At 64.9% G+C, this 25,621-nt stretch carries 22 protein-coding genes; 8 read left to right on the top strand and 14 right to left on the bottom strand.

What is annotated here, in order from left to right:
* Nucleotides 1–3 precede the first annotated feature (3 nt).
* Complete coding sequence (locus ACVI1L_RS20035; protein ID WP_456783610.1) at nucleotides 4–3,480, top strand: indolepyruvate ferredoxin oxidoreductase family protein; 3,477 nt, start codon at nucleotides 4–6, stop codon at nucleotides 3,478–3,480.
* Here the strand turns inward: ACVI1L_RS20035 and mctP are convergent.
* From mctP to ACVI1L_RS20015, 4 genes are all read right to left on the bottom strand, one after another.
* Complete coding sequence (gene mctP, locus ACVI1L_RS20030; RefSeq protein WP_456783609.1) at nucleotides 3,451–4,941, bottom strand: monocarboxylate uptake permease MctP; 1,491 nt, start codon at nucleotides 4,939–4,941, stop codon at nucleotides 3,451–3,453. The two genes, ACVI1L_RS20035 and mctP, sit on opposite strands and share 30 nt — an antisense overlap.
* A 10-nt stretch (nucleotides 4,942–4,951) precedes the next feature.
* On the bottom strand, nucleotides 4,952–5,137 hold the full coding sequence (locus tag ACVI1L_RS20025) for a DUF3311 domain-containing protein (protein ID WP_038384255.1): 186 nt from the start codon (nucleotides 5,135–5,137) through the stop codon (nucleotides 4,952–4,954).
* A gap of 145 nt (nucleotides 5,138–5,282) precedes the next feature.
* Complete coding sequence (locus ACVI1L_RS20020) at nucleotides 5,283–6,254, bottom strand: tripartite tricarboxylate transporter substrate binding protein (RefSeq protein ID WP_456783608.1); 972 nt, start codon at nucleotides 6,252–6,254, stop codon at nucleotides 5,283–5,285.
* A 176-nt stretch (nucleotides 6,255–6,430) separates the two neighbouring features.
* Nucleotides 6,431–7,342, bottom strand: a complete 912-nt coding sequence (locus tag ACVI1L_RS20015; protein ID WP_456783607.1) for a LysR family transcriptional regulator — start codon at nucleotides 7,340–7,342, stop codon at nucleotides 6,431–6,433.
* A gap of 143 nt (nucleotides 7,343–7,485) precedes the next feature.
* Here ACVI1L_RS20015 and ACVI1L_RS20010 point away from each other — a divergent pair, with 143 nt between their 5' ends.
* From ACVI1L_RS20010 to ACVI1L_RS20000, 3 genes are all read left to right on the top strand, one after another.
* On the top strand, nucleotides 7,486–8,634 hold the full coding sequence (locus ACVI1L_RS20010) for an HlyD family secretion protein (protein WP_456783606.1): 1,149 nt from the start codon (nucleotides 7,486–7,488) through the stop codon (nucleotides 8,632–8,634).
* Nucleotides 8,635–9,000: 366 nt separating this feature from the next.
* Nucleotides 9,001–10,617, top strand: a complete 1,617-nt coding sequence (locus ACVI1L_RS20005) for an MDR family MFS transporter (protein WP_456783605.1) — start codon at nucleotides 9,001–9,003, stop codon at nucleotides 10,615–10,617.
* Nucleotides 10,618–10,644: 27 nt separating this feature from the next.
* On the top strand, nucleotides 10,645–11,103 hold the full coding sequence (locus tag ACVI1L_RS20000) for a carboxymuconolactone decarboxylase family protein (RefSeq protein WP_057015474.1): 459 nt from the start codon (nucleotides 10,645–10,647) through the stop codon (nucleotides 11,101–11,103).
* Between the two features lie 157 nt (nucleotides 11,104–11,260).
* Here ACVI1L_RS20000 and ACVI1L_RS19995 read toward each other — a convergent pair whose 3' ends face one another.
* From ACVI1L_RS19995 to ACVI1L_RS19965, 7 genes are all read right to left on the bottom strand, one after another.
* Nucleotides 11,261–12,121: a D-amino-acid transaminase gene (locus ACVI1L_RS19995; RefSeq protein WP_057015475.1), complete on the bottom strand. Its 861-nt coding sequence runs from the start codon at nucleotides 12,119–12,121 to the stop codon at nucleotides 11,261–11,263.
* Between the two features lie 166 nt (nucleotides 12,122–12,287).
* Entirely contained in the window at nucleotides 12,288–13,019 is a 732-nt protein-coding gene (locus tag ACVI1L_RS19990; RefSeq protein WP_057015476.1) for an amino acid ABC transporter ATP-binding protein, read from the bottom strand.
* 191 nt (nucleotides 13,020–13,210) lie between these two features.
* Nucleotides 13,211–13,903 (bottom strand): amino acid ABC transporter permease, encoded by a 693-nt coding sequence (locus ACVI1L_RS19985; RefSeq protein ID WP_057015486.1) that lies wholly within the window; start codon nucleotides 13,901–13,903, stop codon nucleotides 13,211–13,213.
* Nucleotides 13,904–13,905: 2 nt separating this feature from the next.
* A complete protein-coding gene (locus ACVI1L_RS19980) occupies nucleotides 13,906–14,637 on the bottom strand; it encodes an amino acid ABC transporter permease (protein WP_168856500.1) in 732 nt (243 codons plus the stop codon).
* 151 nt (nucleotides 14,638–14,788) lie between these two features.
* Complete coding sequence (locus ACVI1L_RS19975) at nucleotides 14,789–15,718, bottom strand: amino acid ABC transporter substrate-binding protein (protein ID WP_456783604.1); 930 nt, start codon at nucleotides 15,716–15,718, stop codon at nucleotides 14,789–14,791.
* A gap of 30 nt (nucleotides 15,719–15,748) precedes the next feature.
* Nucleotides 15,749–16,612: an alpha/beta fold hydrolase gene (locus ACVI1L_RS19970; RefSeq protein ID WP_456777677.1), complete on the bottom strand. Its 864-nt coding sequence runs from the start codon at nucleotides 16,610–16,612 to the stop codon at nucleotides 15,749–15,751.
* A complete protein-coding gene (locus tag ACVI1L_RS19965) occupies nucleotides 16,609–17,025 on the bottom strand; it encodes a hypothetical protein (RefSeq protein ID WP_168856499.1) in 417 nt (138 codons plus the stop codon). The genes ACVI1L_RS19970 and ACVI1L_RS19965 overlap by 4 nt, the downstream gene beginning before the upstream one ends.
* 388 nt (nucleotides 17,026–17,413) lie before the next feature.
* Between ACVI1L_RS19965 and ACVI1L_RS19960 the strand changes: the two genes are divergently transcribed.
* From ACVI1L_RS19960 to ACVI1L_RS19950, 3 genes are all read left to right on the top strand, one after another.
* Nucleotides 17,414–18,379 (top strand): Bug family tripartite tricarboxylate transporter substrate binding protein, encoded by a 966-nt coding sequence (locus tag ACVI1L_RS19960; RefSeq protein ID WP_038384272.1) that lies wholly within the window; start codon nucleotides 17,414–17,416, stop codon nucleotides 18,377–18,379.
* A gap of 155 nt (nucleotides 18,380–18,534) precedes the next feature.
* Entirely contained in the window at nucleotides 18,535–19,020 is a 486-nt protein-coding gene (locus ACVI1L_RS19955) for a tripartite tricarboxylate transporter TctB family protein (RefSeq protein WP_028332964.1), read from the top strand.
* 6 nt (nucleotides 19,021–19,026) lie between these two features.
* Entirely contained in the window at nucleotides 19,027–20,535 is a 1,509-nt protein-coding gene (locus tag ACVI1L_RS19950) for a tripartite tricarboxylate transporter permease (protein ID WP_028341157.1), read from the top strand.
* 43 nt (nucleotides 20,536–20,578) lie between these two features.
* Here the strand turns inward: ACVI1L_RS19950 and ACVI1L_RS19945 are convergent, their stop codons facing one another.
* Entirely contained in the window at nucleotides 20,579–21,520 is a 942-nt protein-coding gene (locus ACVI1L_RS19945) for an IS481 family transposase (protein WP_456783603.1), read from the bottom strand.
* A gap of 182 nt (nucleotides 21,521–21,702) precedes the next feature.
* Between ACVI1L_RS19945 and ACVI1L_RS19940 the strand changes: the two genes are divergently transcribed.
* Nucleotides 21,703–22,866: an IS4 family transposase gene (locus ACVI1L_RS19940; protein WP_456783602.1), complete on the top strand. Its 1,164-nt coding sequence runs from the start codon at nucleotides 21,703–21,705 to the stop codon at nucleotides 22,864–22,866.
* 181 nt (nucleotides 22,867–23,047) lie between these two features.
* Here the strand turns inward: ACVI1L_RS19940 and ACVI1L_RS19935 are convergent, their stop codons facing one another.
* Together ACVI1L_RS19935 and ACVI1L_RS19930 are read right to left on the bottom strand one after the other, a co-directional pair.
* Entirely contained in the window at nucleotides 23,048–23,893 is an 846-nt protein-coding gene (locus tag ACVI1L_RS19935; protein WP_057015479.1) for an IclR family transcriptional regulator, read from the bottom strand.
* 247 nt (nucleotides 23,894–24,140) lie between these two features.
* Nucleotides 24,141–25,427 carry an MFS transporter gene (locus ACVI1L_RS19930; RefSeq protein ID WP_057015480.1) on the bottom strand — a complete coding sequence of 429 codons (1,287 nt, stop codon included), beginning with the start codon at nucleotides 25,425–25,427 and terminating at the stop codon, nucleotides 24,141–24,143.
* Between the last annotated feature and the right edge of the window lie 194 nt (nucleotides 25,428–25,621).

Here is a 25,621-nt window from a genome sequence, read left to right as displayed (position 1 = left end):
GTCATGGGCCAGATGCCGTTGCTCGACGCCTATCAGCTGTCCGAGCGCTACAGCCGCGACCGCGGCCGCGTCTTCCTCACCGGCACGCAAGCGATCGTCCGCATCGTGCTCGACCAGGCGCGGCGCGACCGCGCTGCCGGCCTCAACACCGCGGGCTTCATCTCCGGCTATCGCGGCTCGCCGCTCGGCGGCGTCGATCTCGAACTGTGGAAGATCGGCGAGCAGCTCAAGGACAGCCGCATCGAATTCCTGCCCGCGGTGAATGAGGACCTCGCGGCGACCGCCGTACTCGGCTCGCAGCAGGTCGAGACGCAAAGAGATCGCGAGGTCGATGGCGTGTTCGCCCTTTGGTACGGCAAGGGCCCCGGCGTCGACCGTTCCGGCGATGCGCTGAAGCACGGCAATGCCTATGGCTCCTCGCCGCGTGGCGGCGTGCTCGTCGTCGCCGGCGACGACCATGGCTGCGTGTCGTCCTCGATGCCGCACCAGTCCGACGTCGCCTTCATGAGCTGGTTCATGCCGACGCTGCATCCGGCCAATGTCGGCGAATATCTCGCATTCGGCGAGTATGGGTACGCGCTGAGCCGGTTCTCCGGCATGTGGGTCGGCTTCAAGGCGATCTCGGAGATCGCGGAGTCCGGCGCCTCGGTCGAGCTGCGGCCGCCGCGCCGTTTCGTGCAACCGGATTTCGTGCCGCCGCCCGGCGGCCTGCATTATCGCTGGCCGGATCTGCCGGGCCCGCAGATCGAGGAACGGATGGAGGCGAAGAAGCACGCGGTCTACGCCTTCGCGAAAGCCAATCCGATCGATCGCCACATTTACGACATCAAGGATGCGAGCTACGGCATCGTCACCACGGGCAAGGCGCATCTCGATCTGATGGAGGCGCTGCGGCTGGTCGGGCTGGATGAAGCCGCGTGCCGCCGCTTCGGCATCGACATCTACAAGGTCGGCATGGTGTGGCCGCTGGCGCTGCGCGATGCGATGGAGTTCGTGAAAGGCAAGCGCGAGATCCTCGTGGTCGAGGAGAAGCGCGGCATCATCGAGAGCCAGTTCAAGGAGTATTTCTACGACTATCCCGGCGCCAAGCCGGACCGGATGGTCGGCAAACATGACGAGAGCGGCGCGCGGCTGATCTCCTGGACCGGCGAATTGTCGCCGCGCATGCTCGCCGACGTGCTGGCGCGCCGGCTCGACCCGATGTTTCCGGAGCTGCAACTCGCCCGCCGCGTCGCCGCGCTGGTACCCGAACAGGACCGCATGATCGCGGTGCCGGGCGCGACGCGCACGCCGTATTTCTGCTCGGGCTGCCCGCATAACACCTCGACGAAAGTGCCCGAGGGCTCCAAGGCGCTGGCCGGCATCGGCTGCCATTTCATGGCAAGCTGGATGGACCGCGAGACCTCGTCGCTGATCCAGATGGGCGGCGAAGGCGTCAACTGGGCGGCGTCATCGAAATTCACCGGCAACAGCCACGTGTTCCAGAATCTCGGCGAAGGCACCTACTATCACTCCGGCTCGATGGCGATCCGGCAGGCGATCTCTGCGAAAGCCAACATCACCTACAAGATCCTGTTCAATGACGCGGTGGCGATGACCGGCGGCCAGCCGGTCGACGGCCCGGTCAGCGTGCAGGCGATCGCGCACTCTGTCCGCGCCGAGGGCGTCGCGCGGATCGCGCTGGTGTCGGACGATCCCGCGCATTTCTCGCCGGCGGATCTGCCCGCCGGCGTCACCATCCATCCGCGCGAGGCGATGGATGCCGTGCAGCGCGAGCTGCGCGCAATTCCCGGCGTCACCGTGCTGATCTATCAGCAGACCTGCGCCACCGAGAAGCGGCGGCGGCGCAAGCGCGGCACGATCGAGGATCCCGCGCGCTTCGCCTACATCAACGACCTCGTCTGCGAGGGCTGCGGCGACTGCTCGGTGGAATCCAACTGCCTCAGCGTCGAGCCGAAGGAAACGCCGTTCGGCCGCAGGCGCCGGATCAACCTCTCAACCTGCAACAAGGACTTTTCCTGTCTCAACGGCTTCTGCCCGAGCTTCGTCACCATCGAGGGCGGCAAGCGGCGGGCGAAGAGCGCGAGCGCGATCGATCCGCTGGCGCGCGCAGCCGCGCTGCCGGTACCGGAGCTTGCGGGACTGGAGCGGCCCTATGATCTCCTTGTCACCGGCGTCGGCGGCACCGGCGTCATTACAGTCGGCGCATTGATCGCGATGGCCGCGCATCTCGAGGGCCGCGGCGTCTCGGTGCTCGACTTCACCGGTTTTGCGCAGAAGTTCGGCCCCGTGCTGAGCTACCTGCGGCTGGCGGTTACGCCCGACGCGCTGCATCAGGTGCGGATCGACCAGGGCGCGGCTGACGCGCTGATCGGTTGCGACCTCGTGGTGAGCTCGTCGGCAAAAGCATCCGGCACCTATCGCAAGGGAATGCGCGCCGCGGTCAATATCGCCGAGATGCCGACCGGCGACGTGGTGCGCTTTCGCGATGCCGACCTCGCCTCGCCGGTTCGCTTGCGCGCGATCGAGCGAGTGATCGGGTCGGGCAACCTCACCATGATCGACGCCAACGCGCTGGCCGAGCGGCTGCTCGGCGACAGCGTCTTTGCCAACATCATGATGCTCGGCTTCGCCTGGCAGCAGGGCCTGGTGCCGGTCTCGCTGGAGGCGCTGACGCGCGCGATCGAATTGAACGGCGTCGCCATCGAGCGCAACAGGCAGGCGCTGGCGTGGGGCCGGATCGCCTTCGCCGATCCGGAGTTCTTGCCGAAGGCCGACGGTGCTGCGGCCGATGACCCGGAGACGCTGGAGCAGGTGATCGCGAGGCGCGCCGATTTCCTCAGGGCGTATCAGGACGAGGCCTATGCCGCGCGCTATCGGGCGACAATCTACCGCGTGCGTCGCGCCGAAGTGGCGCTCAGCAGCGAGACCTTGACCGACGCCGTGGCCCGGTCGCTGTTCAAGCTGATGGCCTACAAGGACGAATACGAAGTGGCGCGGCTGCATATGCAGAGCGGCTTCCTCGACGAGCTCAGCCAGGAATTCGACGGCGACTTCACGGTGCAATATCACCTTGCGCCGCCGTTCCTGCCAGCGCGGCGCGATGCACGGGGACGGCCGAGGAAGCGCGCGTTCGGACAGTGGATCCAGACGCCGCTGCGGTTGCTCGCGAGCCTGAAAGGGCTGCGCGGCACACCCTTCGACCTGTTCGGCTACGCCGCGGAGCGCCGCACCGAGCGCGAGCTGATTACCTGGTATGAGGCGCTGATCGAGACCATGCTCGGCAAGCTCGACGAGGCACGGCTGCCCGATCTCGTCGCGCTGGCAAAGGCGCCGATGGAGATCCGCGGCTATGGGTCGGTGAAAGACGCCGCGATCGAAAAGACCAGGGCGGAGGTTGCGCGGCTCACCGCGCGACTTGCCTCCGCCCCGTCAGACCAAGGCGACGGCTCAGGCCGCCGCGCGGCGCTTGGCGGGTGATATCAGGCCGACCACGACAGTCGCGAGCACCGCCACGACGATGTTGAGCAGCAACGCGCCGAGGCCGACATAGAAGCTGTAGCTGGCATCGCCGAGCGAGATGCTGGCGAGCGGCTTCAGCCCGTTGCTCCACGCCGTATACGTGCCCCAGCCGATGCCGACCGCCCAGCCGAGCAGCAGCCCTTCGGCGCGGAACCAGACGGTGAACAGCCCGAACACCAGCGCCGGCAGCGTCTGCACGATCCAGAGGCCGCCAAGCAGTTGCAGGTCGAGCGCATATTGCGTCGGCAGGAACAAGATGAAGGCGAGCGCACCGACCTTGACCACCAGCGATGTGATCTTCGCCACCGACGCCTCACCGGCGTGCGAGATGTCCGGGTTGACGTAGGACTTCCAGACATTGCGCGTGAACAGATTGGCGGCGCCGATGCTCATCACCGCCGCCGGCACCAGCGCGCCGATCGCGATCGCCGAGAACGCAAAGCCCGCGAACCATTCCGGGAACAGCGTCTTGAACAGCATCGGCACCACGTCGTTCGGCGAAGTCACCTTGATGCCGGCGGCATAGGCCATGTAGCCGAGCAGCGCGATCAGGCCGAGCAAGAGCGTATAGGCCGGCAGCAGGATCGCATTCTTGCGGATGGTATCCGCCGACTTCGAGGCGAAGATGCCGGTCAGCGTGTGCGGGTACATGAAGGCGGCGAGCGCCGAGCCCAGCGCCAGCGTCGCATAGGGCAGATACTGTCCGGGCTTCAACGTCAGGCCGGTGGCGCCGCCCTTCGCCGTGAAGGCGTCGTTGGCGGCCGAGAACACCGCGCCGTAGCCGCCGAGCTTCGCGGGCACCACGACCACGGCGGCCAGCACCACGATGTAGATCATGATGTCCTTGACGAAGGCGATCAGCGCCGGCGCGCGCAGGCCGGAGCTATAGGTATAGAGCGCGAGGATGACGAAGGCGGCGATGATCGGCAGTTCGCCGGATAGCCCCATCGCCTTGATCACGACCTCCATGCCGATCAGCTGCAACGCGATGTAGGGCATGGTCGCGACCAGGCCGGTCAGCGCCACCGCGAGCTCGAGCGCGCGCGAGCCATAGGCGCCGTCGACGACATCGGCGGCGGTGACGTAGCCGTTCGCATGCGCCTTCTTCCACAGCACTGGCATGACCGCGAACACGAAGGGATAGACGATGATGGTGTAGGGCAGCGCGAAGAACCCATAGGCGCCGACCGCGTAGACCAGCGCCGGCACCGCGATCACGGTGTAGGCGGTGTAGAAATCGCCGCCGACCAGGAACCAGGTGATCCAGGTGCCGAACTGGCGACCGCCGAGGCCCCATTCGTCGAGATGCTCGCTGACCGGGCCGGATTTCCAGCGCGCCGCGAAGAAGCCCATCACGGTGACGAGCGCGAAAAAGAAGATGAAGACGGAGAGCGCCACCCAGGCGATGTGATCGGTCATGGCTGTCCCCTCACCGCGGCTCATCGGCATCGGGCCGGCGGCTGCGATAGACCAGCCAGATCAAGAGCGAGGAGATCGGCACCCAGGCGAGCTGGTACCAGTAGAAGAAGGGAAAGCCGAACAGCGACGGCTCGACGAAATTATAGAACGGCACCCACAGCAAGCCGATGAACGGCAGCAGCAACAAAATCCACATGGCCTACTCTTTGACGCAAGACACAGCTCAAGGCGGGAGGTTCCGCTGATCATGGCAACGATCCAGGAACCGGTCCGTTGCGTCTAGAATCACGGTTACGGCAATGCGACGCAAAAAGATGTGATCGTCACCTGGCGCATGCCGCCTATTCGGCCTTGATGCCGGCGTCCTTTATCACCTTGCGCCAGCGCGCCTCCTCGCCGGCAAAGTAGCGGTCGAGCTCGGCCGGAGGAGAGGCCACCATCACGAGGCCTTCATTGACGCTGAGCTTCTTGAAGGCCTCCGCCTGCACGGCCTTGGCCGCCGATCTGTTGAGGCGATCGATGATGTCCGGCGGCGTATTCGCCGGCACGTAGAGGCCGTACCAGGATTCGGCGACATAGCCGGAGGCGCCGGCTTCCGAGACCGTCGGCAATTGCGGGAACGCAGGCGAGCGTTCGGCCGACGTCACTCCGATCGCGCGCAGCTGCCCGGCCTCGACCAGCGAGGCGCAGCTTGCCACCGTGGTGAACATTACCTGGATCTGGCCACCCAAGAGGTCGGTGATGGCAGGCGCCGCGCCCTTGTAGGGAACGGTGGTGAGATTGACCCCGGTCATGTGCTTGAACAGTTCGCCGGCGAGATGCGCCGAGGTGCCGGTGCCATAGGTGCCGTAGGACAGCTTTTCCGGATCGGCCTTCGCGGCCGCGATCAGATCGGCAATCGACTTGATCGGCGAAGCGGGATTGACCACAACGACGTTGAAGGAGCGCGCCACCAGCGCCACGGGCGCAAAATCCTTGTGCGCATCATAAGGCAGCTTGCTGTAAAGGCTCGGATTGACCGCGTTGGCGAAGGTCGCCATCAGCAGCGTGTAGCCGTCGGATGGGCTCGCCGCGACGCTCTGCGTGCCGATAATGGTGCCGGCGCCCGGCTTGTTCTCGATGATGACGGTGACGCCGAGATCCTTCTGCATCTCCTGCGCCAGCGTCCGCGCCACGACATCGGTGCCGCCGCCCGGTGCGAACGGCACCACGATCTTGACGATGTGGTCGGGATAGGCGGCGCGCGCCGGCAGTTGCAGCAGCAGGTTTGCTGCGAGCGCGAACAGGAGTGATGCGAGGAGACGAAACGGCATGACGGACCCCGGCAGGTGAGGCGATCTTCATACACGCAACGGCTGCCGGGTGGTCATGACGCGGAAGGAACGTCGCACTATTAGTCCCGTCATCCCCGCGCAAAGGCTTCGCCTTTGCGCGGGGATGACGGTGATAAAGGGCGCACGCGTGCCATCATCGCAAGCGCCCGCGCCGCTCACGAATACGGATTGATCAGCTTCTGCTGCTCGGTGGCGTGATGGACCAGCAGGTCGATGAAGGTGCGGACCTTCGCCGAGAGATGATGGCGATGCGGATAGACAGCATTCATGGTGAGCTCGACCGGCCGGTATTCGGGCAGCAGGCGGACCAGTTGTCCCGACTCCAGCTCGTCGCGAACCAGGAAGCCGGCCGCGAGGAAGACGCCGACGCCGGCCAGCGCCGCGAGCTTCAGGGTTTCGCCGCTGTTGGAGATCAGATTTCCGGAGACGCGCACCGCAGCCGGCGTGCCCTTGCGGTCGGCGAAGCGCCACTCGTCGCCATAGGGATAGTTGGCGTGGCGCATGCAGTTGCGCGCGGAGAGGTCGGCCAGCAGCGTTGGCTTGCCGTGCTGTTCGATATAGCCGTGCGAGCAACACAGCACGTGGCGCCAGGTCGCGATGGTGCGCACGATCAGGCTGGAGTCCGGCGGCGGCACCATGCGCACGGCGAGATCGTAGTTCTCGTCGATCAGATCGGCATTGCGCTCGCCGATCGTGAGATCGACCTTGACCTCGGGATAGGTGGCGAGGAACTCGGCCACCGCGGGCGACAGGAACTGGACGAGATGGGTGTTGGTGAAGATGCGCAGGGTGCCGCGCGGCACCGATTGCTGGGCGCCCGCGATGTCGTCGGCCTGCTCGATGTCGGCGAGGATCTGGACGCAGCGGTCGTAATAGGCCTGGCCGACCTCGGTGAGGCTGACCTTGCGCGTGGTGCGGTTGAGCAGCCGGGCGCCGAGCCGGTCCTCCAGCGATTGCACGTGGTTGCTCACCATGGTGGTGGACATGTTGAGCTTGCGGCCGGCCGCGGAAAAGCCGCCGGCGTCCACGACCCGGACGAAGGCGGTCAGGCTGGTCAGGCGATCCATGCGGCAAGGTCCGGATTATCAGCGCTGGCTTGATAATGCTTCCAGTTTTATCGGGATTATCACAGCGGGGAGGACATTGCATCTAAGGGGGCGTACTGGGCGCCCTTTCTGGAAGGACGCGAATGTTCGACCCGGAGGATGCCATGTCGACCACTACTTATGTCCCTGAACAAGCAACGAAAATCGGCCTCCGCCCGTCGCGGAAAGCGGTCAAGCGGGTGGCGCTCGGGCTCGCCGCGATCATCGGCGTCGCCGTGGCAGCCGACTTTGGCTACGACTACGTCACCACCGGCCGCTACCTCGAAACCACTGACGACGCCTACGTGAAGGCGGACTCCACGATCATCGCCCCGAAAGTCTCGGGCTACATCGCCAAAGTGCTGGTCACCGACAACCAGCCGGTGAAGGCCGGCCAGTTGCTGGCCGAGATCGACGACCGCGATTACCGCACCGCGCTCGGCCAGGCCAAGGCCGATGTCGACGCCGCCAGCGCCTCGGTGCGCAACCTCGATGCCCAGCTCGAGCTGCAACAGCCGATCATCGACCAGAGCACGGCCGACGTCACCGCCGCCGAGGCAAACCTGAAATTCGCGCAGGAAGAGCAGACCCGCTACGACGGGCTGATGAAGTCCGGCTCCGGCACCATTCAGCGTGCGCAACAGACCGACGCGGCGCTGCGCGCCAACACCGCGCAATTGCAGCACGCGAAGTCGGCGCTGTCGGCGGCCCAGCGCAAGGTCGACGTGCTGACCACGCAGCGCGCCCAGGCCGCAGCGCAGGTGGACCGCGCTCGCGCGGTCGAGCAGCAGGCCGAGCTCAACCTGTCCTACGCGCGGATCACCGCGCCGGTCGACGGCACGGTCGGCGCCCGCACGCTGCGCGTCGGGCAATATGTGCAGGCCGGCACCCAGCTGATGGCGGTGGTGCCGCTGGACGCGGTCTATGTGGTCGCCAATTTCAAGGAGACGCAGCTGACCCATGTGCGCAACGGCCAGCCGGTCGAGCTCACGGTCGACAGTTTTCGCGGCACCACGCTGAAGGGCCATGTCGACAGCCTGTCGCCGGCCAGCGGCCTCGAATTCGCGCTGCTGCCGCCCGACAACGCCACCGGCAATTTCACCAAGATCGTACAGCGCGTGCCGGTCAAGATCGTGCTCGACGATCACAGCCTAACCGGCCTCTTGCGCCCCGGCATGTCGGCGATCCCGACCGTCAACACCAAGGCGACGGTGCTGGCCGAGCGCGAGGAGAAGCGACGGCTGGCATCGGCGACGCGGCAGCACGGCGGATAGGACCAAACGCTTCTTCGGCTGGCTCCGCGCGATCGATCACCCATCGGTGGTCGATCGCGTTTTGCTGTCTACGCCCTCTTCGCCTCTCCCGCTTGCGGGTGGGGGCTCTCTCCGCGAGTCATCTTGTGGAGAGAGCCCCCACCCCACCCTCCCCGCAAGCGGGAGAGGGAGCTTGAGAGGCGTGCTCACCTCACTAGCGACGGCACGCAGGCCAAACGCAGCCGTCGTGCCGTGGTCATAACCGCAGTCGCTCTCTCAGCCGCAGCCGTTGATTATCAACCTCTACCGGACAATCCTTCCAGTCTTTCTCGGATTATCGAAACCGGCCGCCTAATACATCTTGTGTGGGTAGCAAGGACGACCTCGATGACCGCACTTCAGCCCACAGCCGACGCAGCGAACGCCGCCGCGCTCCCCGCCCCCGCAGCGCCGGCGGCGCCGGCGATCCCCACGAAAACCTGGATCGCGGTGATCGGGGCGACGCTCGGCGCGTTCATGGCGGTGCTGAACATCCAGATCGTCAACGCCTCGCTCGCCGATGTGCAGGGCGCGATCGGCGCCGGGATCGACGACGGCGGCTGGATCTCGACCTCCTATCTGATCGCCGAGATCGTGGTGATCCCGCTCTCCGGCTGGCTCGCGCAGGTGTTCTCGGTGCGCATCTATCTGCTCACCAATGCGTTCCTGTTCCTGGTGTTCTCAGCGGCGTGCGCGCTGGCGCAGGACCTGCCGCAGATGATCGCGCTGCGCGCGGTGCAAGGCTTCACCGGCGGCGTGCTGATCCCGATGGCATTCACGCTGATCATCACGCTGCTGCCGAAAGCCAAGCAGCCGATCGGGCTCGCGCTGTTCGCGCTGTCGGCGACGTTCGCGCCGGCGATCGGCCCGACCATCGGCGGCTATCTCACCGAGAACTGGGGCTGGCAGTACATCTTCTATGTCAATCTAGTGCCGGGCGCCGTGATGATCGCGATGCTCTACGTCTCGCTCGATCCGAGCCCGATGAAGCTGTCGCTGATCCGCCAAGGCGACTGGCTCGGCATCATCACCATGGCGATCGGCCTCGCCGCGCTGCAGACCGTGCTGGAGGAAGGCAACAAGGACGACTGGTTCGGCTCGCCCTTCATCGTCCGCCTGTCGGTGATCGCCGCCGTCGCGCTGGCCGCCTTCCTGATCGTCGAGTTCACCGTGGAGAAGCCGCTGCTCAATCTGCGCCTGCTCGCCCGCCGCAATTTCGGCTTCGGCATGCTGGCCAACTTCCTGCTTGGCATCGCGCTGTACGGCTCGGTGTTCATCCTGCCGCAGTACCTCGCGCGCATCCAGGGCTACAATGCCGAGCAGATCGGCATGGTGCTGGCCTGGACCGGGCTGCCGCAGCTCGCGCTGATCCCGCTGGTACCGCGGCTGATGCAGCGCTTCGACCCGCGCCTCATCATCGGCGTCGGCTTCGCGCTGTTCGCCGGCTCCAACTTCATGAACATCTTCATGACCAACGACTACGCCACCGACCAGCTGTTCTGGCCCAACATCGTCCGCGCCATCGGCCAGGCGCTGGTGATGGCGCCGCTGTCGGCGGTTGCGACCGCGGGCATCGAGCTGGAGAATGCGGGCTCGGCCTCCGCGCTGTTCAACATGATGCGCAACCTCGGCGGTGCGGTCGGCATCGCCGTGCTGCAGACGCTGCTGACCAAGCGCGAGCAATATCACTCCAACGTGCTGATGCAGTCGGTCTCGCTGCTGGAACAGGCCACGCGCAACCGGATTGAGCAGCTGACGCAGTATTTCATGAACCACGGCGTCGCCGACCAGGCCGCGGCCGCCCACCGCGCAATCGCGGCGATCGGCAAGGTCGTGCAGAAGCAGGCCTACATCCTCGCCTTCAGCGATACCTTCTACCTGCTCGGCGTCGCGCTGATCATCGCACTCGCGGCGACACTCTTCCTGAAGAAGCCGGGCCAGCTCGCTGGCGGCGGTGCGCACTAACCCAAACCACAACCACGGAGAACGACCATGAAGCCCCGTATGAACTTCTACCAGGCCGCACCCGAGACCATCAAAGCGCTGGTCGCGGTCGAAAACCAGATCGCTGCGAGCGGCCTCGAGCAGTCGCTGATCGAGCTGGTCAAGACCCGCGCCTCGCAGATCAACGGCTGTGCCTATTGCATCAACATGCACACCGAGGACGCCCGCAAGCACGGCGAGACCGAGCAGCGGCTCTATCTGCTCAACGCCTGGCGCGAATCCCCGCTCTACAGCGAGCGCGAGCGCGCGGCGCTAGCCTGGACCGAAGCGCTGACGCTGGTGTCCGAGACGCATGCGCCCGACGCCGACTATGAAGCCGTGCGCGCCCAGTTCTCGGACAGCGAGCTGGTCAACCTGACCACGCTGATCGGCGCAATCAACGCCTGGAACCGGATCGCCATCGGCTTCCGCGCGGTGCATCCGGTGAAGGCGAAGGCGGCGGCGTGAGGGCAGACAAACGATGATCTGTCCCCGTCATCCTGAGGTGCGAGCCTCTTCGGCGAGCCTCGAAGGATGTACGGCCACGGTCGGGCCGTCGACCCTTCGAGAGCCGCTAAAGGAGCGGCCACCTCAGGGTGACGATAAAAAAAGTCGCTCCGGGTAGTCAGACCGCCGTCGCCTTGGCGAACTCGACATAGATCTCGCGCAGGCGGTCGGTGATCGGACCGACCTTGCCGCCTCCGACCTTCTTGCCGTCGATCGCGACCACCCCCTGCACGAACACGGAAGCGCTGGTGATGAAGGCTTCCTTGGCGGCGAGCGCTTCCTCGATCGTAAAGGCGCGCTCCTCGATGCGCAGCTGGCGTTCCTCGGCGAGCTTGACCACCGCCTTGCGGGTGCAGCCGGGCAGGATCTCGTTGCCGTTCTGCCGGGTCACGATGACATCGTCCTGGGTGACGATGAAGGACGAGGACGAGCCGCCCTCGGTGACCTTGCCGTCCTCGATCATCCAGGCTTCGCCGGCGCCGGCCGCGGCCGCCGCCTGCTTGGCCAGCACCTGCGCCAGCAGCGCCACGCTCTTGATGTCGCGCCGTTCCCAGCGGATGTCGGGCACCGTGATGACGTTGATGCCGGTCTTGGCCGAGGGCGCGTTGATGATGTCCTTTTCCGAGGTGAACATCACGAGCGTCGGCTTGACGTCGGCCTTCGGGAAGGCGAAGTCGCGACCCTTGTCGGCGCCGCGGGTGACCTCGAGATAGACCATGCCGTTGACGAGGTCGTTGCGCGCAACCAGCTCCTTCTGGATCTCCTCGATCCGCTCGAGCGTCTCCGGCAGCGCGAGCTGGATCTCGCCGACCGAACGCTTGAGCCGCGCCAGGTGTGAGGCGTTGTCGATCAGCTTGCCCTCGAGCACCGCCGCCACCTCGTAGATGCCGTCGGCGAACAGGAATCCGCGGTCGAACACCGAGACCTTGGCCTCCGAATGCGGCACGAACGAGCCGTTGACATAAGCGATCTTTTCCACGCGAGTTCTCCTGCGGACGAAGGGGGGTTCAGGCCTTCGTATACGCAAATTGTTAACGGGGGAAAACCCTGTAGCAGCCGTCATTCCGGGGCGATGCGCAGCATCGAACCCTCAGGTGCGCCTCTTCGAGGCGCCCCGGAATGACAGGCGGAGAGGCTCCCTAAGCTCAGTGCTGCAGGATCTTCGACAGGAACTTCTGCGCGCGGTCGCTGCGCGGCGTGCCGAAGAAGTCGGCCTTCTTGGCGTCCTCGACGATCTCGCCGCGGTCCATGAAGATGACGCGGTCGGCGACCTTGTTGGCAAAGCCCATTTCGTGGGTCACGACCATCATGGTCATGCCCTCGCGGGCGAGGTCGACCATCACGTCGAGCACTTCGCTGATCATCTCCGGGTCGAGCGCCGAGGTCGGCTCGTCGAACAGCATCGCGATCGGGTCCATCGCCAGCGCGCGGGCGATCGCGACGCGCTGCTGCTGGCCACCGGACAACTCCGCCGGAAACTTTTTGGCATGATCCTTCAGCCCGACGCGCTCCAGAAGCTTCATGCCCTTGGCGGTGGCGTCCTCAGACTTGCGGCCGAGCACCTTCTCCTGCGCGAGGCGGAGATTGTCGATGATGCGCAGATGCGGAAACAGCTCGAAATGCTGGAACACCATGCCGACGCGCGAACGCAGCTTCGGCAGGTCGGTCTTGGGATCGTTGACCTTGACGCCGTCGAGCGTGATGTCGCCGCCCTGGATCGGCTCCAGCGCATTGACGCATTTGATCAGGGTCGACTTGCCCGAGCCGGACGGGCCGCAGACCACCACCACCTCGCCCTTGGCGACGCTGGTGGTGCAGTCCTTCAGCACCTGGAAGCTCGGCCCGTACCATTTGTTGACGTGGTTGATCTCGATCATGCGTGACTCAGGCGTTGCAGCGAGCGCGCTTCCACCTCTCCCATCGGGAGAGGTCGGCGCGCAGCGCCGGGTGAGGGATTGCGGTCTATCGATGGAGCAAAACCCCTCACCCGGATCGCTGACGCGATCCGACCTCTCCCGATGGGAGAGGTGAAGGGGGCCGTGTCTTGAATGTTCGAAAGCATGACTGGCTACCGGACAATCGCGATGCGCGACTGCAGGCGGCGAACGCCATAGGACGCGACACAGGAAATGACGAAGTAGACCAGCGCGGCGAACAGGTACATTTCGACCAGGCGGCCGTCGCGCTGCGCGACCTTGCTGGCGGCGCCGAGGAAATCCGGGATCGACAGCACGTAGACCAGCGAGGTGTCCTGGAACAGCACGATGGTCTGCGTCAGCAGCACCGGCAGCATGTTGCGAAACGCCTGCGGCAGCACGACGTAGCGCATCGACTGCGCGTAGGTCAGGCCGAGCGCGCTGGCCGCGGCCGGCTGGCCCTTCGAGATCGACTGGATGCCGGCGCGCATGATCTCGGAGAAATACGCCGCCTCGAACGCGATGAAGGTGATCAGCGAGGAGGCGAAGGCGCCGACCGTGATCGGCCGCGACGCGCCGGTCAGCCACTGCCCGATATACGGCACCAGGAAGTAGAACCAGAAGATCACCAGCACCAGCGGCAGCGAGCGGATGAAGTCGACATAGAAGCCCGCGATGCGCCCGAGCACCTTGTAGCTCGACAGCCGCATCAGGGCGATCAGGGTGCCGAACACCAGGCCGCCGAACGCTGCGAGCGCGGTCAAGGTCAGCGTGAAGCGCATGCCCTCCAGGAACAGGTAGGGCAGCGAGCGGCGGATGACGTCGAAATCGAAACTGCCGATCATCGTCATTTGCCCGTGATGTAGCCGGGGATCGCGACATAGCGCTCGAGGAAGCGCATCGCGGTCACCACGACGAAATTGAGGAGCAGGTAGAGCACGGTTGCCGCCGTGAACGCCTCGAACACCTGGAACGAGAACTCCTGCATCGAGCGGGCCTGGCCGGTCAGTTCGATCAGGCCGATGGTGATGGCGACCGCGCTGTTCTTGATGGTGTTGAGGAATTCGGAGGTCAGCGGCGGCAGGATGATGCGGAATGCCATCGGCAGCAGCACGTAGCGATAGGTCTGCACCGTGGTGAGGCCGAGCGCGGTCGAGGCCTGCTTCTGCCCGCGCGGCAGCGAGGTGATGCCGGCCTGCAATTGCACGGCGACGCGCGCCGACATGAAGAAGCCGACGCCGATCGCGGCGGTCCAGAACGGCGCATTCGGCAGTTGCTTCAGCCACAGCCCGGCCGACCGCGGCAACAATTCGGGCAGCACGAAGAACCACAGGAACAGCTGCACCAAGAGCGGCATGTTGCGGAAGAACTCGACCCAGCAGAAGCCGATCCACGACGCGGCCCGCGACGGCAGCGTGCGCAGCACGCCGATCACCGAGCCGGACACCAGCGCGATGATCCAGGCCAGCACCGACACCTTGACGGTGACCACCAGCCCCGACAGCAACAGGTCGAGATAGGTGCCGGTCCCCATCGGGTTCGGCTCAAGGAAGATGTGCCAGTTCCAATTGTAGTTCACAGGTCCCCCACGCGGCCGTGCCGGTCACGGCATTACGCCGGCATCGCGCGCGGCGTCTATGCAAATGTCCGGCCATTCTCCTCCAAAAATGGCCGGACATGCTAACTTTCAGGACCCGCTCCCAAAAGGGACGACGGGTCATACACAGCGGTCAGTTGACCAGATAGGCATCCGGATCCGGAGAGTCCGACGGCTTCGCAAACTGCTTCTTCATCTCCGGTCCAGCCGGCGAGTTGAGATTAAGGCCCTTCGGCGGGATCTTTTGGGTGAACCACTTGTCATAGATCTTCTGGCCCTCGCCGCTGGTGTAGAGCGCGGCGGTTGCGGCGTCGACGACCTTCTTGAACGGCGCGTCGTCCTTGCGCAGCATGATGCCGTAGGGCTCGGGCTTGGAGAACGCGTCCTTGGAGATCACGTAGTCATCCGGCGACTTCGAGCCGGCGACGAGGCTCGCGAGCAGGATGTCGTCCATCACGAAGGCGACCGCGCGATCGGTCTCGACCATCAGGAAGGCCTCGGCATGGTCCTTGGCCGGGATGATATTGACGCTCAGCCCGCGCGCGAGGTTGGCCTCGGTCAGCTGCTTGATGTTGGTGGTGCCGGCGGTCGAGACCACCGTCTTGCCCTTCAGATCGTCGATCGAATTGATCTTGCTCGCCTTCTTGGTGACGTAGCGGCTGGCGGTCAGGAAGTGGCTGTTGGTGAAGGAGACCTGCTTCTGGCGCTCGGCATTGTTGGTGGTCGAGCCGCATTCGAGGTCGACGGTGCCGTTGGCCATCAGCGGAATACGCGTCGCCGAGGTCACCGGGTTGAGCTTGACCTCGAGCTTGTCGAGCTTCAGCTCCTTCTTCACGGCATCGACGATCTTGTAGCAGATGTCCATGGCGTAGCCGACCGGCTTCTGGTTGTCGTCGAGATAGGAGAATGGGATCGAGGAGTCGCGGTAGCCGAGCGTGATCGCGCCGGTGTCCTTGATGTTCTTCAGCGTGCCGGTCAGCTCCTGGGCTTGCGCCTGGCTCGCGCCCAGCGCGGCGGCGAGCGCGGCGGCGAGCGCGAAGCCGATCAGATAGTTGCGTGTCATACGTCTACTCCTTGCGTGGAAACGGTCGTTCTAGTGCGTGAGAATATCAGCGAGGACGGGTGCGATATAGCGGCGAAACTGTTCCGGATTCTCGCTCATCGGAAAATGACCGAGCTGCTCCATGATCGTGACGCTGGCGCCCCCTATTGCCGCTGCGGTCCGCCTCGTATCCTCGGGCGTGCAGGAGAAATCATACTCGCCCGTAAGCAGATAGAGGTTGCATACTTTAGTCTCGATTGACGCGACCCGGCCGCGCAGGTCGCCGTCGACACGGTAGAAATACAAGTCGCCCTTGAACACGCCGGGGCCGCCCTGCTTGTAGGCCCACAGCGTTTCCATCCGCGCAGGCTCCGGGCTTTGCGGGGCGATCAGCCCGGACACCAGCGCGGCGCAGACTTCGCCGCCGTGAACATCCGGCCGGTTCAGCCAGTTCGTGTCATACCACGGCGCCTGGAAATCGGCAGCCTCGAGCCCGATCAGCGCGCGGAACTCGGCGGCATATTCGATCGCAAGGTTAAGCACGATGCGGCCGCCGATCGAGCAGCCCATCACGACAGGCTTCTCCAGCCGCAGCGCACGGCAGAAAGCGCGGATGGTCTCGGTGTAGCGCGCAGTGGTGAGTTGGTATTCATCGCCGGTCCAGCTCATCGGCGGATTCGACTTGCCATGCCAGGGCATATCGAAGGCAATGATGCGGAAATTTTCGGCAAATTGCGTATCCGCGAGCAGATGGCGCCACTGCCGCGCATCCGATCCCGCGGTGTGCAGGCAGACCAGCGGAATGCCCGTGCCGTTCTCCTCGAAATAGATCCGGTGCAGCTCGCCGCCGATCTCGACGTGAACGTAGCGGCCGACCATCGGCTCGATGTGGCCGTCCATGATCTTGCCGCTCATGATACGGCCGCCGCGAAATGCTGCCGCGGCAGCGCCAGCAGGTCCTTGAAGTATTGCAGATGCGCCATGAAGGGATGCAGGTCGCCTTCCAGCACGGCCTCGCCGCGCTTGGTCAACGCCAGCAGATCGTGCCAGCCGGGCTTCGGCTCGGCCTGCCAATAGGCGGCCCAGGCCTGCGGCGTCGCGCGATAGGAAAAGCGCCAGGAGCGCATCAGGACCGGTGAAGGCGCAAGCTCGACGATGCGCCCGCTGCGGATCGCGGCATGAAACGGCCGCGCCATCGGGCCGATCAGGCAGTCGCAATCAAGCAGCCGCCCGCGCGCAAGCAGCCGAGGGGCCTCGTCGAGCAACGCGGGAAGGCCGGCAAACGCCCTCGTCACAGCGTCGTCGGTGGCGTCAGGCGATGGCGTCATCTGTCGGGCGGCGTTCCTGCAGCGGGCGGCGCCATGATGACGGCAAGCGCGCAATCCCGCAAGGCGCCGATGCCTTTGGGTTCCCTTGATTATTCGCTTGACCAAACCCGGCTTGCCGGTCAGGCGCGCACACCCCGCGCCCTCCCCGGCACAGTGCCAGGAACGGCCAATCCGTCCGACCAAAGGCCGATTGAATTCCGCGGCTCGGCAGGTCGCGCCAAGTCGCGGCAGACCAATTGTCGCAGCCGGCGCTTCGAGCGCAATTCGCGCTTCCGTTGCCCGCCCCGTTCTGTCCAATGCGCTCGGTCCTAGCATGACAGGGACGATCATTGCCAACACCGAACAAGACGCGGCCGCGATCGAACGCGGTCATAAGGGAGAGATCGAGATGTCGCACCGCAATCGCTTGATGGTCCTGCTCGCCGCCGCCGGCATGCTGGTGTCAACAGCGGCGCTCGCGCAGGACTATCCGACCAAGCCGATCACGCTGATCGTGCCATGGCCGGCGGGCGGCTCGACCGATATCTCGATGCGCGCGATCGCCGAGAGCGCCTCGAAGGTGCTGGGCCAACCGATCGCGGTCGACAACAAGGCGGGCGGCGGCGGCACCGTGGGCCCCGCGACGATGGCCGCCGGCGCCAAGCCCGACGGCTACACCATCGCCCAGATCCCGATCACAGTGTTCCGCCTGCCCTTGATGCAGGAGGTGTCCTGGGATCCGGCGAAGGATTTCTCCTACATCATTCACCTCACCGGCTACACCTTCGGCGTCACCACCAACGCGGAGTCGCAGTTCAAGACCTGGCAGGACGTAGTCGATTTCGCCAAGAAGAACCCGGGCAAGGTGACCTATGCGACGCCCGGCACCGGCACCTCGCTGCATGTCGGCATGGAGCAGATCGCCCTGATGGCCGGGATCAAGCTGACCCAGGTGCCGTTCAAGGGCGGCGCCGAGACCAATGCGGCCGTGCTCGGCCAGCACACCATGCTGCAGGCGGATTCCACCGGCTGGCGGCCGCTGGTCGATGCCGGCAAGCTCCGCCTGTTGATGGTGTGGACCGGCGCGCGCTCGCCGAACTATCCGGACGTACCGACGCTGAAGGAGCTCGGCTACCCCATGGTCTATGACTCGCCGTTCGGCATCGCCGGCCCCAAGGGCATGGACCCCAAGATCGTCGCCAAGCTGCACGATGCCTTCAAGAAGGCGATCGAGGACCCGGCGGTGATCGCAACGCTGGCCAAATACGACATGGTGCCGAACTACAAGAACACCGAGGACTACAAGAAGTTCGTGGGGGAGGTCACCGAGTCCGAGCGCAAGGTGATCGACACGCTGGGGCTGGCGAAGAAGTAAGGACTGGCCGCGAAGTCTCCGTCCGTCATTGCGAGGAGCGAAGCGACGAAGCAATCCATCCCTCCGCACATGCGGTGAAATGGATTGCTTCGCTTCTCTCGCAATGACGGGGATAGGTCGATGCCCCACCTTGCGACTTGACGAGAGCACATCCCATGACAGACCAAACCAACGTCAAATTCCGCCTCAACAACTCCGAGCTCTGGGGCGGGCTGATCGGGCTCGGGCTCGGCGCCTTCGTGATCTGGTCGGGCCTCAAGCTGAAGCTCGGCACCATCAACGATCCCGGCTCCGGCTACGTGCTGTTCTACACCGGCATCCTGATGTGCGTGTTCGCGGCCTCGATCATGATCGCGGCGGTCACCGAGGGCGGCCCGACCTTCGCCTCGCGCTGGGAGAATGCGCGCTGGGGCAAGCCGGTGCTGGTCATCGTCTGCCTCACCGCGTTCGCCTTTGCGCTGGAGCCGCTCGGCTTCCTGTTGTCGGCGATCCCGCTGATGCTGTTGCTGCTCCGCGTGATCGATCCGGTGCGCTGGTCGCTGGCGATCCCGCTGTCCATCCTTGCCCCGCTCGGGATGTGGTGGGTGCTGAAGCACCTGCTCGCGATCCAGCTGCCGAGCGGCATGTTCGAGATCGGTTGAGCGCCCATGGATACTCTCGTCAACGTCGCCCACGGCCTCGGCGTCGCGCTGCTGCCGATCAACCTGCTCTACTGCTTCATCGGCGTGTTCATCGGCACGCTGGTCGGCGTGCTGCCCGGCATCGGCCCGATCTCGGCGATGTCGCTGCTGCTGCCGGTGACGCTGTCCGGCACGCCGGAATCCGGCATCATCATGATGGCCGGCATCTATTACGGCTCGATGTATGGCGGATCGACCACCTCGATCCTGGTCAATATCCCCGGCGAAGCGGCTTCCGTCGTCACCTGCATCGACGGCCACCAGATGGCCAAGCAGGGCCGCGCCGGCCCCGCGCTCGGCATCTCCGCCTTCGGCTCGTTCATCGCCGGCACCTTCGCGCTGATCGCCCTGATGCTGGTGGCGCCGTCGCTCGCCAGCGTCGCGATCGCGTTCGGGCCGGCCGAATATTTCAGCCTGATGGTGCTCGGCCTCGTGGTGCTGACCTTCCTCACCCAGGGCTCGATGGCCAAGGCGCTGTTGATGGCCTGCATCGGCGTCGTGCTCGGCCTGGTCGGGCTCGACAGCATCACGGCGCAGCCGCGGCTGACCTTCGGCCGCCTCGAGCTGATCGACGGCATCGGCCTTGTGCCGGTCGTGATGGGCCTGTTCGGCGTCGCCGAGGTGCTGCTCAACACCGAGCAGGCGATCAAGCGCGACATCATCAAGACCAGGATCAACCAATTGCTGCCGAGCAAGGAGGACTGGAAGGCCAGCGCCGGGCCGGTGGCGCGTGGCACGGTGCTCGGCTTCTTCCTCGGCATCCTGCCCGGCGGCGGCGCCGTGGTGGCATCGTTCGCCTCCTACGCGCTGGAGAAGCGGCTCTCGAAGCATCCGGAGCGCTTCGGCCACGGCGCGATCGAGGGCGTCGCGGGGCCGGAATCGGCCAACAATTCCGCGGCCGGCGGCGCCTTCATTCCGCTGATGACGCTCGGCATCCCACCGAACGTGGTGATGGCGCTGCTGCTCGGCGCCTTCGTGATCCACGGCCTGCAGCCGGGACCGCTGATGATCTCGCAAAACCCGACGCTGTTCTGGGGCATCGTCGCCAGCATGTATATCGGCAATTTGATGCTCTTGGTGCTCAACCTGCCGATGATCGGCATGTGGGTGCAGCTGCTGCGGCTGCCCTACAACGTGCTGTTCCCGCTGATCATCCTGTTCACGATCATCGGCGTCTACTGCTCCAGCAACAACGTGTTCGACGTCCACGTCATGATCGCGTTCGGCGTGATCGGCTATTTCATGCGCAAGCTCGGCTACGAGCCGGCGCCGCTGGTGCTCGCCTTCGTGCTCGGGCCGATGCTGGAGAACAATCTGCGCAAGTCGCTGATCCTCTCGCAGGGCGACCTCATGACCTTCGTGGAGCGGCCGATCTCGGCGATCTGCCTCGCCTTCGCGCTGGTGCTGCTGGTCGGCCCGCTGCTGCCCTCGCTGCGCAAGAAGCGCGAGCTGGTGGCGCTGGATGAGGGGGCGTAGCGGAGGTCGCGCCGCACCGGCGGTCAGCTCCCTCGCCCCGTTCTTACGTGTTCGGTCCCGTGTGATTGGCGAGGGCCTGGATTGGCGCCAGGTAGCCGAGGCATTTGAGGCGGGTCCGATTGTAGTCGTGGACGAACTTGGCGATGAAGGTGTCGCGGTCGGCGTGGTTGACAAAGGTACGGCGCGCGCTGCCCCGTTTGTGTTCGCGGCCGATGGCTTCGGCGATGCGCCGGTTGAAGCGTTCGACGAGGCCGTTGGTCTGCGGATGGTAGGGCTTGGTCAGGCGATGCTCGATTGCGCGCTGCTTGCAGAGCCGATCAAAGGGATGGTCGCCGGAAGGCTTCCCGACCGGTTTGTTCTTCTTGTCGACGGCGAAGCGGTCGGTGAACTCGGCTCCGTTGTCGGTCAGGATGGTGTGAACCTGGTGCGGAAAATCAGCCAGGAAGCGCTTAAGGAAACCGGTCGCGGTCGTTCCGTCTCGCCTGGAATGGATCTCGACGAAGACGTATCGGGTGGCGCGATCGATCGCGACAAAGGCATAACTGGTGCGGCGCTGCAGCGCGGGCAGATACTTCACGTCGATATGAATGAAGCCGATGCTGGCGCTTTCGAAGACGCCGGCCCTGGGCTTGTCGGGCTTGGCAAGCCGGCTGATGCCGTTGCGCTGCAGGCAGCGGTGGATCGCGCTGCGGGACAGCTTGGCATTGATGCACCGCTGCATCACCTCGACGATATCGTCCAGCGGCAGCTGCAGCGATGTCCGCAGCTCACACACTGCCCGTTCCTCAAGGGCGGACAGGCTGGTCGTGAGGTGCTTCGGCCGATGCGAGCGGTCCTCGACCGTCGTGCGGCCGCGCCAGCGATAGATTGTGGTCTCGCTGACCCCCAGCTCGGCCGCCAATTGGGCGACCGACTTCCTGCTGCGCTGGATGTAGGCACGCGTCTTCGGTGTCGTCGTGGCGTTCGCGTGCAAGCTCAGTTCCATGACACGAGGCGCTCCCTAACAAAGGCCACGCCTCGTTCTACACCGATTCCATCCAACCAATCTGCAGGGACCAAACACTTACGCAGGGGTGTCCGGGGAATGATTCACTGTGTCGCGGTGCATGCTCGGCAGGACCGAGGCAAATCGGTCTTTTCTGGTTGTCGAGACACAGAGGGCCGAGCATGCGATATCGCGGTAGCATTTTTGGAAGGCTGCTTGAACCGATCAATCGACGGCAGTTTCAGACGGTTGTGGATCGTCTGGACGGGGATGCCTCCGACAAGTCGTTCAGGAGCTGGGATCATCTGGTGGCGCTGATCTATGCCCAGCTTAGCGGCAACAGCAGTCTGCGCGGGGTGGTGACTGGCTTCAACGCCAATTCGCAGCATCACTATCACTTGGGAACCGGCAAGCTGTCGCGCTCGACGTTGTCCGATGCCAATGCCCGCCGTCCGATCGGCATTTTCGCGCAAACCTTTGCGGCGCTGTCGGCGATGGCGCGTCGCCAGCTGCGGAGTGAAGGCATGGAGATGGTGCGTCTGATCGACGCCAGTCCGATCCCGCTCGGCAAGGTCTGCAGTTGGGCGACGTGGAACGGCCGCATCCGCGGCATGAAGCTGCATGTCGTCTACGACCCAAGGAGCGATGTCCCGACCTGCGTCGAGATGACGGCCGCGAACGTCAATGACATCGAGATCGGCCGACAGACCCCAATCCAGCCCGCCACCACCTATGTGTTTGACAAGGGCTATTGCCGTTTCGACTGGTGGCAGAAGATCAATGATAGTAAGGCTTTCTTCGTTACCCGGGCGAAGACGAGCATCCGTCTTCGCTCGCTCAGGCATCGCGCCATCCGCAAGCGTAACGGGGATGGCTTCGAAATCCTTGCCGATGACGAGGTGAAGCTCACCAGCAAGGGCGATTCGCGCCTTCCAATCCCGCTCCGCCGCATCAAGATCAGACGCGAGAAAGGCGGCAAGATCACACTCCTGACCAACGACCTTGCCCGTAGCGCCGTCGAGATCGCCGCCCTCTACAAGAGCAGATGGCAAATCGAGCTGCTGTTCCGCTGGATCAAGCAGCATCTCGATATTCGCAAGTTCCTCGGCGCCAACGACAACGCGATCCGCCTTCAGGTGCTCGCTGCGATGATTGCCTACCTGCTGCTGCGCATCGCCGCTCACACCAACTGCATCAAAATGCTCCCGCTCAGGTTCGCCGAACTCGTCGGCCAGCTCCTGCTCACGCGTCGATCCCTCGCTGCCATCGACAAACCTCCGCCCATCAACCCCAGCCGTCGGAAATCAACCATCTCACCTGACCAGATGGAGCTCCGCTATGCCTGAATTTCCCCGGACACCCCTGCGTTCTTACGGGGAGAGGGTTGGGGTGAGGGGCTGCTTCGACGAGTTCAGAACGCGGTGAGACCTGTACCCCTCACCCGGATCGCATCTGGCGATGCGATCCGACCTCTCCCCGCAAGCGGGGCGAGGTGAAGCGGAGCCGGCGCTCACACCTCGGGCCGATCTAGCCCACCTTCGCCGCACGCCCGTTCTTCGGCGCCTGGGCCAGCGCGCGGGCCAGCACCTGGGCTTCCTTCTTCAGCATGTCGGCGAGCTCGCCTTCGCGGCGACGGATGCGGTCGGACGCGGCGCCGATCGAGAGCGCGGCGACCACCTCGCCGGCATCGTCGCGCACCGGCACGCCGACGCCGCCCATGCCGGGGAACGCGGCGTCGATCAACACGGTGTGGCCGGCCTTGCGCGCCATGGCGATCCGCTCGCGCAGGAACTTTGGCGTGATGCGCGGCGATTTCGCCAGCCGCGGCACGATCACCTCGATCACAGCCTCGATCTCGGCATCCGGCAGCCAGACCAGCAGCGCCAGCGCGCCGGCGCCGACGCCGAGCGGACGGCGGCTGCCGATCTGCAAATAGTTCGGTTGCAGCGGATGGTTGCCGACCGAGCGCGCCAGATAAAGCGCCTCGACGCCGGATCGCACCGACAGCAGCGCGGTATCGGCCGAGCGCTCCGACAGCCGGAGCAGGCTCGGCTGCGCCAGCTCGGCGATGTCGACCGAACGGCGCGCGCCGACCGCCATCACCCGCGCCTCCTGGCCGAGCTCATAGGTCTTGGCGCCGGCGACGCGGCTGACGAAGCCTTCCTCGATCAGCGAGTTGAGAATGCGCAGCGCCGTCGCCTTGTTCAGCGAGGTGGAGTCGGCGATGTCGGTGAGCCGCAGCGGCGAGCGCTGCGCCAGCACGCGCAGGATCGCGCACACCTTCTGGATCGCGTTGAACTTGTCGGGTTGGCCCGGCTCCGGCAGTGGCCTCTTGCGGCTGGTCCGTGCGGTCGCAGTCGTGGAGGCGTTCATGCCCTGGCCTTCCTTGCCGTCAATTCCAAATCCTGAACCGGGCGGGACGAAGATGCGCGCCCGGCCGACATCATCCTAGGACGGATGACGTGCGCCGGACACCGTATACTTTCGTCAGATGAAACTTTGATTTCGACTATCTACGCTGCTGTGCAACAATGAGGATATTTGAATTTCGTATCACGAAATCTGATGCGGTTAGCATGATCCTTTCGAAAAACCGCTTCGCACTTTTTCGGATCATGCGCTACGCCAGCCGCAGCCTGCGGATCGTGAACAGCGCGCAGAGGCTGAGGATGCAGACCGCGGTGAGATAGTAGCCCGGCGCGAGCTCGCCGATCGTCGCGAAGCCGCCCATCCAGGTCATGATCGCCGGCCCCATGCCGCCGAACAAGGTGACGCCGATATTGTAGCTGAGACCGAGCCCGGTCGCACGCGTCGCCGCCGGAAACAGTTCCGACATCAGCGCGGCGAGCGGCCCGTAATACAGCGACTTGAGGACGCCGAGCCAGAGCACGCCGATCAGGATGATCATCGGCGTCGGCTTGCCGGTGAGCAGGAGGAAGGCCGGGAAGATCGACACCAGCAACAGCAGCGCGAACAGGATCATGTGGGTGGTGCGTCCGATCTTGTCGGAGACCATGCCTGCGATCGGCGCCAGCAGCGCAACCGCGGTCTGCGCGGCGAACGAGGCGATGAAGCCGACCGATGGCGCGAGGTTGAGCGTCTTCACCACATAGGTCGGCATGTAGACGATCAAATAGTTGACCGCGGTCGACACCGCGAGCGCGCCGATCGCGAGCATCGTGGCGAGCTTCTGCCGCGCGAACACTTCCCTGACCGGCGATTCCTTCTTCGCCGCCGGCGGCGGGGTCGCATCGTCGACGTGGTTGCGGATGTAGATGCCGACCGGGCCGATCAGGACGCCGAACAGGAACGGCAGCCGCCAGCCCCAGTACTGCAAATCCTCCGGGCTCATCAGCGAGGTCAGCAGTGCACCGAAGCCCGCGCCCAGCAGCCCGCTGACGCCTTGGCTCGCGAACTGCCAGCTCGCCACGAAGCCGCGCCGCTCGGGCATGTGCTCGACCAGGAACGCAGTCGAGGAGCCGAACTCGCCGCCGGCGGAAAAGCCCTGCACCAGCCGTGCCAGCAGCACCGCGATCGGCGCCAGGATGCCGATGGTCTGATAGGTCGGCATCAGCGCCAGCACCAGCGTGCCCAGCGTCATCAGCACGATCGACAGCATCAGCGAGGCCTTGCGGCCGTGCCGGTCGGCATAGGCGCCGAGCACGACGCCGCCGATCGGGCGGATCAGAAACGACAGGCCGAAGCTGCCGAAGGTCAGGAGCAGCGAGGTGGTCGGATCATTGGCCGGGAAGAACGCCTTGGAGAGATACACCGCGAAATAGGCATAGACCGAGATGTCGTACCATTCGAGCGCATTGCCGACCGAGGTCGCGACGATCAGGCGGGTGATGTTTTTCTTGTCGACCGCTGTTGCGCGCTGAGCGTCCGCCGAAGTTGATAGTGTCATTACATTTTCCTTGCCGGTGAAGGCACCAGCTTTTCAACTCGAAATGGCCGGCTTGACCCGGCCATCCACGTCTTCCCCGTCATCCGCGCGCAAAGGCTTCGCCTTTGTCGCTGGAGGTGCGAGCTCTTGCGAGCCTCGAAGGATGCACGGCCCCACTGGTGGCCGTCGATCCTTCGAGGGCCGCTGAAGAAGCG

The sequence above is a fragment of the Bradyrhizobium sp. USDA 4516 genome, from assembly GCF_054055915.1.
Note: the sequence above shows the minus strand (reverse complement) of the source record. Positions and strands in the feature narration are given on the sequence as shown.